This is a genomic window from Pseudobacter sp., assembly GCF_051955275.1.
Lineage (GTDB): Bacteria > Bacteroidota > Bacteroidia > Chitinophagales > Chitinophagaceae > Pseudobacter.
The window spans coordinates 1-14051 of sequence record NZ_JBQCGW010000251.1 but is presented as its reverse complement, the minus strand read 5'-3'; the positions used below and the strand labels follow the sequence as shown (position 1 = coordinate 14051).

Annotated in this window: 17 protein-coding genes; all 17 read left to right on the top strand. The window is 48.7% G+C overall.

Annotated elements, in window-relative coordinates; translation table 11 throughout:
* The first annotated feature begins 8 nt into the window (after window positions 1-8).
* The gene (locus tag ACTHMC_RS21750; RefSeq protein ID WP_440416369.1) at window positions 9-1307 is read left to right on the top strand and encodes a TolC family protein; all 1299 of its coding nucleotides are present in this window, start codon (window positions 9-11) and stop codon (window positions 1305-1307) included.
* A gap of 13 nt (window positions 1308-1320) precedes the next feature.
* Window positions 1321-2268 (top strand): HlyD family secretion protein, encoded by a 948-nt coding sequence (locus ACTHMC_RS21745; protein ID WP_440416367.1) that lies wholly within the window; start codon window positions 1321-1323, stop codon window positions 2266-2268.
* A 15-nt stretch (window positions 2269-2283) separates the two neighbouring features.
* Window positions 2284-3201 (top strand): ABC transporter ATP-binding protein, encoded by a 918-nt coding sequence (locus tag ACTHMC_RS21740; protein ID WP_440416365.1) that lies wholly within the window; start codon window positions 2284-2286, stop codon window positions 3199-3201.
* A 9-nt stretch (window positions 3202-3210) separates the two neighbouring features.
* Entirely contained in the window at window positions 3211-3957 is a 747-nt protein-coding gene (locus ACTHMC_RS21735) for an ABC transporter ATP-binding protein (RefSeq protein ID WP_440416363.1), read from the top strand.
* A 17-nt stretch (window positions 3958-3974) separates the two neighbouring features.
* A complete protein-coding gene (locus ACTHMC_RS21730) occupies window positions 3975-5081 on the top strand; it encodes an ABC transporter permease (protein WP_440416362.1) in 1107 nt (368 codons plus the stop codon).
* Between the two features lie 18 nt (window positions 5082-5099).
* Complete coding sequence (locus ACTHMC_RS21725) at window positions 5100-6218, top strand: ABC transporter permease (RefSeq protein ID WP_440416360.1); 1119 nt, start codon at window positions 5100-5102, stop codon at window positions 6216-6218.
* 382 nt (window positions 6219-6600) lie between these two features.
* The gene (locus ACTHMC_RS21720; RefSeq protein WP_440416358.1) at window positions 6601-7581 is read left to right on the top strand and encodes a DUF3829 domain-containing protein; all 981 of its coding nucleotides are present in this window, start codon (window positions 6601-6603) and stop codon (window positions 7579-7581) included.
* 116 nt (window positions 7582-7697) lie between these two features.
* Entirely contained in the window at window positions 7698-8687 is a 990-nt protein-coding gene (locus tag ACTHMC_RS21715) for an aldo/keto reductase (protein WP_440416356.1), read from the top strand.
* Between the two features lie 87 nt (window positions 8688-8774).
* Window positions 8775-9173 carry a hypothetical protein gene (locus ACTHMC_RS21710; protein ID WP_440416355.1) on the top strand — a complete coding sequence of 133 codons (399 nt, stop codon included), beginning with the start codon at window positions 8775-8777 and terminating at the stop codon, window positions 9171-9173.
* A 129-nt stretch (window positions 9174-9302) separates the two neighbouring features.
* The gene (gene infA / locus ACTHMC_RS21705) at window positions 9303-9521 is read left to right on the top strand and encodes a translation initiation factor IF-1 (RefSeq protein WP_127131982.1); all 219 of its coding nucleotides are present in this window, start codon (window positions 9303-9305) and stop codon (window positions 9519-9521) included.
* A gap of 35 nt (window positions 9522-9556) precedes the next feature.
* Window positions 9557-9673, top strand: coding sequence for a type B 50S ribosomal protein L36 (gene ykgO, locus ACTHMC_RS21700; RefSeq protein ID WP_010519235.1), 117 nt, complete (start codon window positions 9557-9559; stop codon window positions 9671-9673).
* A gap of 41 nt (window positions 9674-9714) precedes the next feature.
* On the top strand, window positions 9715-10095 hold the full coding sequence (gene rpsM, locus ACTHMC_RS21695; protein ID WP_440416353.1) for a 30S ribosomal protein S13: 381 nt from the start codon (window positions 9715-9717) through the stop codon (window positions 10093-10095).
* Window positions 10096-10264: 169 nt separating this feature from the next.
* Entirely contained in the window at window positions 10265-10678 is a 414-nt protein-coding gene (gene rpsK / locus ACTHMC_RS21690) for a 30S ribosomal protein S11 (protein WP_440416351.1), read from the top strand.
* A 137-nt stretch (window positions 10679-10815) separates the two neighbouring features.
* On the top strand, window positions 10816-11421 hold the full coding sequence (gene rpsD / locus ACTHMC_RS21685; RefSeq protein WP_440416349.1) for a 30S ribosomal protein S4: 606 nt from the start codon (window positions 10816-10818) through the stop codon (window positions 11419-11421).
* A 22-nt stretch (window positions 11422-11443) separates the two neighbouring features.
* Window positions 11444-12445, top strand: a complete 1002-nt coding sequence (locus ACTHMC_RS21680) for a DNA-directed RNA polymerase subunit alpha (protein ID WP_440416347.1) — start codon at window positions 11444-11446, stop codon at window positions 12443-12445.
* A 69-nt stretch (window positions 12446-12514) separates the two neighbouring features.
* Window positions 12515-12991 carry a 50S ribosomal protein L17 gene (gene rplQ / locus ACTHMC_RS21675; RefSeq protein WP_440416346.1) on the top strand — a complete coding sequence of 159 codons (477 nt, stop codon included), beginning with the start codon at window positions 12515-12517 and terminating at the stop codon, window positions 12989-12991.
* 144 nt (window positions 12992-13135) lie between these two features.
* Window positions 13136-14051: glutamine-hydrolyzing carbamoyl-phosphate synthase small subunit (carA, locus tag ACTHMC_RS21670; RefSeq protein ID WP_440416344.1), on the top strand; the 916-nt coding region annotated here is incomplete at its 3' end.

Below are 14051 nucleotides of genomic sequence, written 5' to 3'. Positions count from 1 at the left end.
ACAACAGTATGAACGCAATTATCAAATGGTTCAGTACCCGATGTAGCTGGCAACTGGCGGCAGTGCTGCTTTTTGCGCTGCCTGCTGCTGCACAGGAGTCTGCAACACTCACGCTGGAACGTGCTTACCAGCTGGCTGAACAGCATTACCCGCTGATCCGTCAGCGCAACCTGGTAAAGAAAACTGCCGGCCTCAGCATTGAGAATATCGGCAAGGGATACCTGCCGCAACTCAATGTGAACGGGCAGGCAACTTATCAGTCGGACGTTACTTCCGTTCCCGTCAAGATCCCCGGTATCAATATCGAAGAGCCTTCCAAAGATCAGTACAAGCTCACGGCGGAGCTCTCACAGATACTGTATGATGGCGGTAATATCAATGCGCAGAAACAGGTGCAGCAGGTGAATGCGATGGTAGAAGACCAGAAAGTGTCGGTGGATATGTACAAAGTGAAAGAACGGATCAATACTTTATTCCTGGGTGTGCTGCTGCTGGATGAGCAATTGAAACAAACGGATCTTTTGAAGAAGGATATCCGGTTGGGAGTGGACAGGATCTCCGCACAGGTGCGTAACGGCACAGCGCTTCGCAGCAACCAGCAGGTGCTGGAAGCGGAGCTGCTGAAAAATGAACAGCGTAGAATTGAACTGGCAGCCAACCGAAGCGGCCTGCTGGATGTGCTGGCTTTATTCCTGGGACAGGAATTGCCAGAGAGCACCATACTGGTGCAGCCTTCCGTAAATGACGGATTACTAACGGAGACCATCAGACGACCGGAACTGCAATTGTTTTCCTACCAGGATAGCCTGTTTAAAGTACAGGAAAAAATAGTGAATGCTAAGAACAGGCCGCGCGCAAGCGCCTTTATCCAGGGGGGATATGGGCGCCCGGGCCTGAACATGCTCGTCAATGATTTTGATTTCTTCTATATTGGCGGTGTTCGTCTCAACTGGAGCCTTGGCGGTCTTTATACCTCAAAGAAAGAAAAACAGATCCTGGCCACCAATCAGCAGATGGTGAATGTGCAACGAGATGTGTTCCTCCTCAATACCAATACCCAGCTCAGACAGCAGTCGGCTGAGCTGAAGAAGCTGCAACAGCTGATCGGTACTGATCAGGCCATCATCGATCTGCGGGAAAAAGTGAAGATTGCCTCCAATGCACAGCTGGAGAATGGAGTGATCACTGCCAGTGATTTTCTCCGCGAAGTGAATGCAGAGGACCAGGCAAGGCTCTTGCTCATCGCACATAAACTGCAGCTCTTACAGGCGCAGATCAATTACAGAACCCTTTCAGGCAATCAATAAAATCATCAGATACATGAAACAATATCTTTCTTTACCCGCATGGCTGCTGCTGACAGGTTTGTTAGCTGGCTGCAACGGAAATAAATCTGCATCCGATGCTACCGGCACATTTGAAGTGGACGAAGTGATCGTATCCTCCGAGCTCACAGGCAAGATCCTTTCTTTTGATGTGCAGGAAGGCGCCGCCATTGCGAAAAACAAAGTGGTGGGTGTTGTGGATGCAGAAAACCTCAACCTGCAGAAAGAGCAGGTGCAGGCCAGCATCGAGGCGCTCAGCCAGAAAACAGCAGACCTGGCTCCGCAGGTGAAACTGCTGGAAGACCAGCTCAAAGTGCAGGAGTCGCAGATGGAAAATCTGCAGCATGAAAAAGCCCGGCTCGACAATCTCATCAAATCAGACGCGGCCACTGCCAAACAGATGGATGATATGAATGCGCAGATCGATGTAGTGAAAAAACAAATGCAGGTCACGAGGCAGCAGATACAGGTGCAACGCAGCAATGTGAATACACAGAACCGCGGCATCCTCAGTGAAGGCAAGCCTTTGAAGAAGCGGGTGGCGCAACTGGATGATCAGCTGAAACGCGCCAGTATCCTCAATCCTGTGAATGGCACCGTGATCGAGAAATATGCTGAAGCAGGAGAGATGACGGCCACCGGTAAAGCACTTTACAAGATCGCCGATCTTTCCGTGATGACATTGCGCGCCTATGTTACAGGCTCACAGTTGCCGCAGATCAAACTCGGACAAACTGTAAAGGTGCTCATCGATGATGCCGGCAATAAATACCGTGAGTTGCCGGGGACCATCACCTGGATCTCCGATAAGGCAGAGTTCACGCCCAAGACCATCCAGACACGCGAAGAGCGCGCCAACCTGGTGTATGCTATCAAAGTGCAGGTGAAGAACAGCGACGGCCTGCTCAAGATCGGCATGTACGGCGAAATCAAATGGCATTGATCTAAAATAATTACTATGCCCGCAATACAGGCACAGCAAATCGTGAAGCGTTATGGCGCTAAAAAAGATTCCATCACGGCCCTGCATGGAATTTCCTTTTCCGTGGAGAAGGGGGAGCTGTTCGGGATCATTGGCCCGGACGGGGCCGGTAAGACTTCGCTCTTCCGCATTCTTACCACTTTGCTTTTGCCAGATGGAGGAGAGGCGAGCGTGAATGGGTTGGATGTAGTGAAGGAATATAAATCCATCCGCAACCAGGTGGGGTATATGCCTGGAAAATTTTCCCTTTACCAGGATCTTACCGTTGCTGAGAACCTCCAATTCTTTGCTACCATTTTCAATACCAGCATCGATGAACATTATGATCTCATCAAAGATATCTATGTGCAGATCGAACCATTCAAAGGCCGCCGCGCCGGCGCGTTATCAGGTGGCATGAAACAGAAGCTGGCGCTCTGTTGTGCGCTCATACATGAGCCTGCAGTGCTTTTCCTGGATGAGCCTACCACGGGTGTGGATGCTGTATCACGCAAGGAATTCTGGGAGATGCTGAAAGGTCTGAAGGAACGCGGCATCACCATTCTGGTATCCACTCCTTACATGGACGAGGCCAGTCTTTGTGATCGTGTGGCACTCATGCAGAACGGACATATGATGAGCATCGATTCGCCGCAGGGTATCATCGCTTCGTTCCATAAACCCCTCTACGCTGCAAGGACTGCCAGGATGCTGGATATGCAGAAGGAACTGTTGCGGCAGCCTTACGTGGAAGACTGCTATCTCTGCGGCGAATATTCCCATGTAGTGACTAAGCCGGAAGTAACGGCACAGCAGCTGCATGATTTCCTTATACAGCAGGGACATCAGCAGATTGATGTGAAACCGGTGGAAGCTAATATCGAGGATTGTTTCATGGATCTCATGAAAAATTAACTGAACAGTATGTCAACAGACGCAATCATATCGGCCAGGGAACTCACTAAAGTGTTCGGAGCGTTCCGGGCAGTGGATGGCATTTCATTTGACGTGCATCCCGGTGAGATCTTCGGATTCCTGGGCGCCAACGGAGCCGGTAAAACCACGGCTATGCGCATGCTCTGCGGCCTCAGTATGCCAACTTCAGGAGCAGCTTCGGTAGCAGGTTTCGATGTGTATAAAGAACCGGAGAAGATCAAGCGCAGCATCGGCTACATGAGCCAGAAATTCTCCTTGTATGAAGATCTCACCGTAAAGGAGAATATCCGTTTTTATGCGGGAATCTACGGCAAGAGCGATGCATTCATCAGAGAGAAAACAACCAGGCTGCTTCAACAGCTTCACCTGGAAGCCGAAGCCAATAAACTCGTACGTTCATTACCGTTAGGATGGAAACAGAAACTCGCTTTTTCCGTGGCTATTTTCCATGAGCCACGCGTTGTGTTCCTGGATGAGCCTACCGGAGGTGTGGATCCCGTAACGCGCCGCGAGTTCTGGAATATGATCTATGAAGCAGCAGGAACGGGAATTACCGTGTTTGTAACCACCCATTATATGGACGAAGCGGAGTATTGCAACCGCGTGAGTATTATGGTGGACGGTAAGATAGAAGCGCTGGATACACCGGCAGGTCTCAAGCAATCGCTACAGGCGGCTTCCATGGATGAAGTATTCCTGAAACTGGCCCGCAAGGCCGTCAGGAGTGGCGACTGAACCCAAAAAATTGCAGCATGAAACAATTCCTTTCTTTCGTTAAAAAAGAGTTCCATCATATCCTGCGCGACAGGCGTACGCTCTTTATCCTGCTTGGTATGCCGGTGATGCAGATCCTGATTTTCGGATTTGCGCTCACCAATGAAGTGAAAAATGCAAAGATCGCGGTGCTCGATCCGTCGAAGGATGCCAGCAGTCTTTCGCTCACCAGCCAGATAGCGGCCAGCCGTTATTTCGATATCGGGATGGAGTTGCATTCCTACAAGGATATCGAACAGGCCTTCCGCAGTGGCAAGGTGAAACTGGCGGTGGTATTTCCTCAAAATTTTGCGCAGGACCTGCAGCATTTTAATAAGTCGCAGGTGCAGCTTATTGCCGATGCCTCCGATCCCAATGTAGCTACCACGCTCACCAACTACGCCACTGCGGTGATCATGGATTACCAGCGGCGCATCACCGGTGACCGCAAGCTGCCCTATACCATCAATACTGAATTACGGATGCTCTACAATCCGCAGCTGAAGGGCGCTTACACTTTTGTGCCCGGTGTAATGGCCATGGTGCTGATGCTGGTCTGTACCATGATGACGGCCATCACCATTGTTCGTGAAAAAGAATCCGGTACCATGGAAGTGATGCTGGTATCCCCGGTGCGTCCTTTGAAAATAGTAGTGGCCAAAGCCATGCCTTACCTGTTATTGTCGATCCTGAATATTGCCAGCATTCTCATCCTGAGTGTATTTGTGCTGGATGTACCGGTACGTGGCAGCCTGGTGCTGCTGGTGTTTGAAGCGATTCTCTTCACGCTCACCTGCCTGGCGCTCGGGCTGCTGATCTCCTCCGTAACGGCATCACAGCAAACGGCCATGTTCATTTCGCTGGTGGGCCTGTTCCTGCCAACCATAATGCTTAGTGGTTTTATGTTTCCCATCGAGAATATGCCGTTGCCGCTGCGCACCATTTCCAACCTGGTCCCTGCAAAATGGTTCTATCATATTGCGGGATCGGTGATGATCAAAGGGCTGGGGATTGGAGCGGTGTGGAAGGAAACGCTGATCCTTGCAGGGATGACGATATTCCTGCTGTTTGTAGCTATCAAAAAATTCAAGATCAGGTTAGCATAACTGTAAAATATAACGGAAATGCGTACGCTAAAGTTTTTATTGCAGAAAGAGTTCAGGCAGATCTTCCGCGATCCGTCCATCCTCCGCATCATTTTTGTGATGCCTGCCATTCAGTTGATCATCTTGCCGCTGGCGGCGGATTATGAAGTGAAGAATATCAAACTGGCAGTGGTGGACAATAATCATTCGGATTATTCGCGCCAGCTGGTTTCAAAGATCACCAGCTCCGGGTATTTTCAGTTGCAGCATTTCGGCAGCAGTTACAAAGAGGCATTGCAGGAGGTGGAGCAGGATAAGGCAGACCTCATCCTGGAGATCCCTTCGCAATTCTCGAAGGACATTGTGAAAGAGAATGAGGCTTCGCTGCTGCTCAGCGTGAATGCCATCAATGGCGTGAAAGCTAATCTGGGAGCTGCTTACCTGCGAAGTATCATCCAGGATTTCAACCGGGAACTGAGGCTTCGCTGGATCCAGTTCCCGCGGTTCAACCCGGAAATGAATATCGAGACACCCAGCTCCAACTGGTACAATGTGCATCTCAATTACAAGTTCTTTATGGTGCCGGGCATACTGGTAGTGCTGGTGACCATGGTGGGGGCATTTCTTACTTCGCTCAATATCGTGAAGGAAAAAGAGATCGGCACCATCGAGCAGATCAATGTTACACCTATTCATAAATATCATTTCATTCTCGGTAAGCTGATCCCTTTCTGGGTGCTTGGATTGGTGGTGCTGGGTATTGGTCTGGGTATTGCGAGGGTAGTATATGGTATTGTACCGGTGGGCAGTTACCTGACGATCTTTTGTTTTGCTGCAGTGTACCTGCTGGCGGTACTGGGGCTGGGATTACTGATTAGCACTTATACGGCCAGCCAGCAGCAGGCCATGTTATTGTCTTTCTTCATGATGATGATCTTCATCCTGCTGGGCGGGTTGTATACCAGTATCGATAGTATGCCTCCCTGGGCGCAGGCCATTACAAAGGTGAACCCGGTGGCTTACTTCATTGAAGTGATGCGGATGGTGGTATTGAAGGGGAGTGGACTGGCCGATATCAAATATCACCTGCTTACCGTATTGGGCTTTGCCGTGGTGCTCAACAGCTGGGCTGTACTGAGTTACAGGAAGCGCGCATAAAAAGAAGTCCCGGCTATTCAACAAACAGCCGGGTTCTTCAAAAGGACGGTTTTCTTTCTTAGGATAATGGATCGTTTTCCATAGGATGATCTGTTTCTTCTAAAGGATAATGGATCTGCTCATTTTCATAAACGCAGCAATTGCAGTTAAATTAGTGCGAAATGTATCAGAGGCATTAATACTTGTACCACTGTGATTAAAAACACCACCAACCAGGCGACAGCCTGAAAAGCAGGCGGATCAAGGTTTTTGGGTAGTGTTACAAATAATTGTATACTCATGCGTCAAATCCGGCCATGCAGCCGAATTGCTTTTACATTACTTTATACTCTTTCTATTTTTCGTGGGCTTTCATAGTTCAACAAATCCTAAAATGATATCCATGAAAAAAAGACACCTCGTTTTTTTCAGTGCCTCCCTGTTTGTTATCACCTTATCCTGCAAGAATGCATCTGTGAAGCTGGCGGAAAAAATTGGCTCTGCTGCATCCGGTTTATCCCGGTCTGATGATGCCATTCAATTCAGAAACGAAGTGATCAGTGTATTCAATGATGTGCAGTCTGATGTCAGGGATTGGAGAAACAAATATGCGGAGTACATCGATCTTGAAAAAGGGCCAGCAGAAAATCTGGTGAAATCCAATATCCAGGATTACCTGTGGCCATTCCTTGATTCCGATATGGGAAGCCTGGACCGAAAGCTGAAGCCCATTGCCGAAAAAGCGGCGGGGTCAAAGGATGCATTGTTCCAGACCAGTGCAGCATATATTGAAAGTATTCAGCAACTGGGTGAAACCATGCAGACTGCGAGAGCGTATTATCGTGATGGTAAATATAAGGAAGACAGGCTGGCGAAGGGGAAGGAGCTGCATCCGCAGGTGGTAAAAGCCTTTGAAGCTTATTTTGAAGCGGAAAAGGCACTGGAAACCATACTGGATAAAATGGAGCAGGAAGAACTTGTGACATTGCTGGAGAAAGCGAAAGATAAATATCCTGTTCAATACAAAGCGCTGAGCCTTCAGAAAACAGCGAAGGAAATGCTGAGCACTGCTGATTTTTCAGGAGGGGTTGTGGATACGGCAAAGCTGAAAGCGGCGGTACTGGTTTTTGAGAGCAGTGCAAAAGAATTGCAGGCGTTGCTGGACAAACTGCCCAACGATCCGGCAAAGAGCACGCATAAGATTAATGTGGAATCCTATCTCAGGCAGTGCGGGGAGTTCTTGTCGGCCACCAGGAAACTGAACCGTGAGCTGGAAGCTCCGCATAAGGACAAATACTACAGAAACCAGGCAAGGGAGTCGTTCCTGAACAATTATAATAGTCTGACCAACTATTTCGGGTCCATGTCTGACCTGGACTTCTAAACTCGTCTATAGAAAAACCGCACATCGGGCGCCTGCTATAAGTAGTGGCGCCCTTTTCTTTGGCCTGTTGGCAATACATGATAATTCCTACATTTGCGTCACTAAAACCCGAAGCAATGGAATACAGAAAATTAGGCGAAACGGATGTGAATGTGTCGGTGATCACTTTTGGCGCATGGGCCATTGGTGGATGGATGTGGGGAGGAGCAGACAGGCAGGATGCTGTAAAAGCCATTCGTGCGGCTTATAACGAAGGGGTTACGAGTATCGATACTGCGCCGATCTACGGGATGGGGGTGAGCGAGGAGATCGTGGCGGAGGCTATTCAGGGAATTCCGCGCGACAAGGTGCAGATCCTGACCAAGTTCGGGATGCGCTGGGACCGGAATGAGGGGGATTTTGTGATGAAGTCGAAGGACAACTACGGAAAAGAGATCGATATCTATAAACTGGCGTCGAAGAGCAGTGTGATGGAGGAGGTGGAGAATTGCCTGCGAAGGCTGAAAACGGATTATATCGACCTGTTTCAGCTGCACTGGCCTGATGTGACCACGCCGATCGGCGAGACCATGGAGGCGCTGGACAACCTTGTTAAGCAGGGAAAGGTGCGTGCTGCAGGGGTTTGTAATTATAATACGGCCCAGATGAGGGAAGCGGAGCAGACCATCAGGCTGGCGAGCGACCAGGTGAGTTACAGCATGATCTACCGCGATATCGAGCAGGAACTGGTGCCTTATGCCATTGAGAACAGGAAATCTATTATAGCTTACAGTCCGCTGCAGAGAGGGTTGCTGACGGGCAAGATAAAGCCGGGTCATAAGTTTGGAGAAGGGGATACCCGTGAGGGCAACCGATTCTATACGGATGAGAACATTCAGAAGACCAACAGGTTCCTGGATGCCATCAGGCCGCTGGCGGAGGCCAGGAATGCTACCCTGGGGCAGCTGGTGCTGCGCTGGACGATCGATCAGCCGGGAATCACCATTGCGCTGGCGGGGGCCAGGAATGAGGAGCAGGCGGTTCAGAATGCCAGGGCGGTGAATGTGAAGCTCAGTCCGGAGGACATTATTTTCATCAACAAGCAGCTGGCAGCGCATGGGTTTTAGGTGGCGGCCCTGATGATAAGACGCAGAAAGATAATTTTTTATATTACCGGCGTTTTGTAAATTAGGGATCACTTAAAACTTTGCCATATGATCAGACTTTCGGAGCTCAGACCTGGAGACATTGTTAGGGCCGAATATGAAGGCCAGCTGATGGATGTTACTGTTACGGAACTGAACAGGGAGGATAAGGAAGTGGGGGTGGAGACGGATGTTCAGGAATTCTGGTTCACGCCGGACCATCTGTACGCGATCCCATTAGATGAGGATCAACTGTTTAGACTGGGATTCACCCGGCATAAGCTGGATGATGGGGCGGTAAAGTACATGCGGGACAGTTTCCGCGTGATGATACCCCGGGAAGGGGAGTTCAACACGATGGAGATCTGGTGGCGAGAGGACAGGCGGAGTTTGCGGGAGCCGATCAATGTGCATGAGTTGCAGAACCATTATCACCAAATGACCAAGGTAGATCTGACTCCTGCCTAGGTTTTTTTCCAATAAAATGGGGCCAAAAGGCTTGTTCAGCCGGTGTTACAGGATGCCTGAAAAAAATGCTTTGTTATTTTTTTCATATTTCTGGCTGAAATTCCTATCTTTGCGCCTCCTTAAAAGTGTATGGGCAAACAACCTTTAATCAAACAAGATGGACAAATTACAGAGGCACTGTCGAACGCGATGTTCAAAGTGAAACTGGAAAACGGCCACGAAATCCTGGCCACCATCTCCGGCAAGATGCGCATGAATTATATCCGTATTCTTCCGGGCGACAAAGTAGGGGTAGAAATGAGCCCGTATGATCTGTCAAGAGGAAGGATAATTTTCAGGTATAAATAGTAACGCTGAAAAGTGTTGCATCAAAAACAAACGTTATGAAAGTTAGAGCATCTATCAAAAAACGCAGCGCTGATTGCAAGATCGTGAGAAGGAAAGGTCGCCTGTACGTGATCAACAAAAAGAATCCCCGATTCAAGCAACGTCAGGGATAATCAGCAAGAATCAAACTATCAACAAACAATAAACAGTTAATATGGCTCGTATTGCCGGTGTAGACTTACCTAAAAATAAGCGTGGAGAAATCGGTCTTACCTATATCTATGGTATCGGTCGTTCTACTTCCCAGTACATCCTTGAGAAAGCAGGGATCGACGTAAACAAAAAAGTTCATCAGTGGAATGACGATGAGCTGAACGCAATTCGTACCATCATTACGAATGAGTTCAAAGTAGAAGGACAACTGCGTTCCGAGGTACAGATGAGCATCAAGCGTCTGCTTGATATCGCTTGTTACCGTGGTCTGCGCCATCGTAAAGGTCTGCCCGTTCGTGGTCAGCGTACACGCACCAACAGCCGTACGAGAAAAGGTAAGCGTAAGACAGTTGCCGGCAAGAAGAAGGCCGCTAAGAAATAGATTGACAGGGCGCAACTTACCGTTGCGTCTTTCATCATATTCAGACCTGTTGTTCTTACGGGCAGCGTAATTGAGGATCAGTACCGGATCGCAAGGGTCGGCAGGAGGATTGGTCCCGCTCACTTCGGTGAGGTGATTTAAATAATTTACAGACTACCTTTTTAAGTTTATGGCTAAAGCACAAGGAAATCAGAAGGGCGGCGCTAAAGCAGCTGCCAAGAAGAGAGTGGTTAAAGTTGATTCTTACGGTGATGCGCATATCTCCGCCAGCTTCAACAACCTCATCATCAGCATCACTAACAAACAAGGCCAGGTTATCTCCTGGAGCAGCGCCGGTAAAATGGGTTTCAGAGGTTCTAAAAAGAACACTCCGTATGCAGCCCAGATGGCTTCTGCTGATGCTTCTAAAACTGCACTGGATGCAGGTGTAAAGAAAGTAGATGTTTACGTTCAGGGCCCCGGTTCTGGTCGTGAAGGAGCTATCCGCTCCCTCGCTCAAAGCGGCATCGAAGTGGTGATGATCAAAGACGTGACTCCGTTACCACACAACGGTTGCCGTCCTCCCAAGAAAAGAAGGGTTTAGTATTTATACCGGCTTTCAGCAAGGGACAGAACCATTCTGCCTTTGCTGAAAGCTTATTTTTATAACCGGGTCTGCGATTCATTTTTATTGATTTTTACTGATCGCGAGACCGTCAACAAAAAATCAATCTAACAATTATGGCACGTTATACTGGTCCAAAAACAAGAATCTGCCGCATTTTCGGCGAGCCTATCTTAGGCAACGGTAAATATCTCAGCAAGAACAGCAACCCTCCCGGTCAGCACGGTCCTACCAAGAAACGTAAAGCACCAGGTGAATACGCTCTCCAGCTGAAAGAAAAACAAAAAGCCAAATACACTTACGGTGTACTGGAGAAACAATTCCGCAGAACTTTCGATGAAGCTGCACGCCGTAAAGGTGCAACAGGTGAGAACCTGATGAAGCTCCTCGAAGCTCGTCTCGATAACGCAGTTTACCGCCTCGGTATGGCTGCCAGCCGCCCCGGTGCACGTCAGCTCGTTGCTCACAAGCACGTAACTGTGAACGGTGTGGTGGTGAACATTCCTTCATATCAACTGAAGCCCGGTGATGTTATCGGTGTTCGTGAGAAAGACAGGGCGAATGCTTCCATTACTTCCACTTTCCGTGGAAAGAATGCAAAGTTCACCTGGATGGACTGGACTGAATCCGAGATGCAGGGCACTTTCGTAGCTTATCCTGAGCGCGAGAGCATTCCTGAGAACATTAAGGAGCAGTTGATTGTTGAATTGTATTCTAAGTAATAATTAAACTGAAATTTATAATATGGCCATTTTAAATTTCCAAAAACCAGACAAAATCGTTCTGCAGAAAGCAACAGAGTTCGAAGCACAATTCGAATTCCGTCCGCTGGAACCCGGTTTCGGTGTAACCATCGGTAACGCCCTTCGCAGGGTATTGCTCAGTTCTCTGGAAGGTTTTGCGATCACTGGTATCCGCATCGAAGGTGTAGATCATGAGTTCGCTACCATCAAGGGAATCACAGAAGATGTTCTGGAGATCATTCTGAACCTGAAACAGGTTCGCTTCAAGAAGAAAGTGGAGCATGAAGTGGCCCAGGAAAAGATCACCCTGAGCATCAAAAATAAAACAGAATTCACTGCCGGTATGATCGGAGAAGCTACACAAAGCTTCGACATCATGAACCCCGAGCTGCTGATCTGTACACTCGATAGCTCTGCCAAACTGGATATCGAACTCTCTGTATCCAAAGGCCGTGGTTATGTTCCTGCAGAGGATAACAAAGTAAAAGACGCTCCGTTTGGTTATATCCCAACTGACGCCATTTACACTCCGATCAAGAATGTAAAATACGCTATCGAAAATACGCGTGTGGAACAACGTACCGACTATGAGAAACTCATCATGGATGTTTCTACAGATGGTACCATCCACCCGGAAGAAGCGGTGAAACAAGCCAGCCGCATCCTGATCCAGCACCTGATGATCATCACTGATGAGAACATCACGTTCGATAACAAGGAAGACAAGAAGGAAGATGTGGTTGACGAGCAAATGCTCCAGCTGCGTAAGATCCTGAAAACTCCCCTGGAAGATCTGGATCTCTCCGTTCGCGCCTTCAACTGTCTGAAAGCCGCCAAGATCAACTCACTCTCTGAGCTGGTTCAGTACGAGCAGGAAGACCTGATGAAGTTCCGTAACTTCGGCCAGAAATCCCTGGCTGAGATCGAGCAGGTACTGGCAGAAAGAGGCCTCCACTTCGGTATGGACCTCAGCAAGCTGGGCCTGGATAAAGAAGAGCTCTAGTTAAGTTAAATATTCACTTGTAGGTTGCAATTCCTGACACGGTGCAACTGAATCTAAAAACAAATCGTCATGCGTCACGGAGACAAGAACAACAATCTCGGCAGAACAGCCAGCCACAGAGCGGCGTTGTTAAGCAATATGACCTGCCAGCTGATCATGCACAAGCGTATCGTTACTACCCTGGCTAAAGCCAAGGCACTGCGCAAATATGCTGAGCCCCTGATCACTAAAGGAAAAGAGAACACTACACACCAACGTCGTACTGTGTTCAGCTACCTGCAGGACAAAGAAGCTGTAACTGAACTGTTCGGACCAATCGCTGAAAAGATCGGCGGCCGTCCCGGTGGTTATACCCGCATCATCAAGCTTGGCATCCGTCTGGGTGACAACGCTGAAAGGGCAATGATCGAACTGGTAGATTACAACGAGGTTTACGGAAAAGGTAAAGGTGAAGTTAAAGAAGCAGCTAAGAAAACACGTCGTAGCCGCACTGCAACTAAAAAAGCTGATACACCAGCTGCACCTGAAGCTCCCGCAGCCGAATAATCAGATGTTTAACGCATTACATATCAAAGCCCTGCTTGCAAAAAAGCAGGGCTTTTTTACGGCCTGCCGGGATAAACTGTGAAAAATTTAGCAGGCCACGCATTCAATAATTGTGTTTCTTTGCAAAACTTTTTTTGATAAAACATGTCAACACCTCTTCAAAAATCAGCCATTCTCCTTCTTGCAGATGGTACAGTTCATTATGGTAAAGCATTTGGTAAGATTGGTACTACTACCGGCGAGATCTGTTTCAATACAGGTATGACCGGGTACCAGGAAGTCTTCACCGATCCTAGTTATTATGGACAGATCGTCATCATGAACAATGTTCACGTAGGTAACTACGGTATCAAGGATGATGAGGTGGAGTCTGACAGCGTTAAGATCAAGGGAATGATCGGACGCAACCTGGAAGACCAGTACTCACGCAAGCTCGCCAATGGGTCCCTGGATACCTACCTGCAGATGAATAATATCGTTTGTATCGAAGGTGTGGACACCCGCGACCTGGTAATTCATGTTCGTCAGAAAGGCGCCATGAACTGCATCATCTCCTCTGAGATCCTGGACGTGGAAGAACTGAAAAAGGAACTCGCTAAAGTACCCAGCATGGACGGTCTTGAACTGGCCAGCAAGGTAACCACCAGCGAAGCCTACACCATGGGAGATCCCAATTCGGAAGTACGCATCGCTGTACTGGATTATGGCACCAAACAGCATATCCTCCAGTGCATGGTTGACAGGGGCGCACACCTGAAAGTGTTCCCGGCCAAATCAAAGCTGGCAGATCTGAAGTCATTCAACCCTAACGGTTATTTCATCTCCAACGGCCCCGGCGACCCCGCTGCCATGGATTATGCCATCGATACCGTTAAGGATGTACTGAACGAAAGCAAGCCCACATTCGGCATCTGCCTTGGCCACCAGCTGGTAGCCCTGGCAAGTGGAATCAATACTTTCAAAATGCACCACGGTCACCGCGGCCTCAACCACCCGGTAAAGAACCTGCTCACCGGCAAATGCGAAGTAACCACCCAGAACCATGGTTTCGGTGTGGACC

Excerpts from the sequence above, each read along its gene's own strand:
- ACTHMC_RS21750 (WP_440416369.1), top strand. The coding sequence starts at position 9 with ATGAACGCAATTATCAAATGGTTCAGTACCCGATGTAGCTGGCAACTG.
- ACTHMC_RS21745 (WP_440416367.1), top strand. The coding sequence starts at position 1,321 with ATGAAACAATATCTTTCTTTACCCGCATGGCTGCTGCTGACAGGTTTG.
- ACTHMC_RS21740 (WP_440416365.1), top strand. The coding sequence starts at position 2,284 with ATGCCCGCAATACAGGCACAGCAAATCGTGAAGCGTTATGGCGCTAAA.
- ACTHMC_RS21735 (WP_440416363.1), top strand. The coding sequence starts at position 3,211 with ATGTCAACAGACGCAATCATATCGGCCAGGGAACTCACTAAAGTGTTC.
- ACTHMC_RS21730 (WP_440416362.1), top strand. The coding sequence starts at position 3,975 with ATGAAACAATTCCTTTCTTTCGTTAAAAAAGAGTTCCATCATATCCTG.
- ACTHMC_RS21725 (WP_440416360.1), top strand. The coding sequence starts at position 5,100 with ATGCGTACGCTAAAGTTTTTATTGCAGAAAGAGTTCAGGCAGATCTTC.
- ACTHMC_RS21720 (WP_440416358.1), top strand. The coding sequence starts at position 6,601 with ATGAAAAAAAGACACCTCGTTTTTTTCAGTGCCTCCCTGTTTGTTATC.
- ACTHMC_RS21715 (WP_440416356.1), top strand. The coding sequence starts at position 7,698 with ATGGAATACAGAAAATTAGGCGAAACGGATGTGAATGTGTCGGTGATC.
- ACTHMC_RS21710 (WP_440416355.1), top strand. The coding sequence starts at position 8,775 with ATGATCAGACTTTCGGAGCTCAGACCTGGAGACATTGTTAGGGCCGAA.
- infA (WP_127131982.1), top strand. The coding sequence starts at position 9,303 with ATGGGCAAACAACCTTTAATCAAACAAGATGGACAAATTACAGAGGCA.
- ykgO (WP_010519235.1), top strand. The coding sequence starts at position 9,557 with ATGAAAGTTAGAGCATCTATCAAAAAACGCAGCGCTGATTGCAAGATC.
- rpsM (WP_440416353.1), top strand. The coding sequence starts at position 9,715 with ATGGCTCGTATTGCCGGTGTAGACTTACCTAAAAATAAGCGTGGAGAA.
- rpsK (WP_440416351.1), top strand. The coding sequence starts at position 10,265 with ATGGCTAAAGCACAAGGAAATCAGAAGGGCGGCGCTAAAGCAGCTGCC.
- rpsD (WP_440416349.1), top strand. The coding sequence starts at position 10,816 with ATGGCACGTTATACTGGTCCAAAAACAAGAATCTGCCGCATTTTCGGC.
- ACTHMC_RS21680 (WP_440416347.1), top strand. The coding sequence starts at position 11,444 with ATGGCCATTTTAAATTTCCAAAAACCAGACAAAATCGTTCTGCAGAAA.
- rplQ (WP_440416346.1), top strand. The coding sequence starts at position 12,515 with ATGCGTCACGGAGACAAGAACAACAATCTCGGCAGAACAGCCAGCCAC.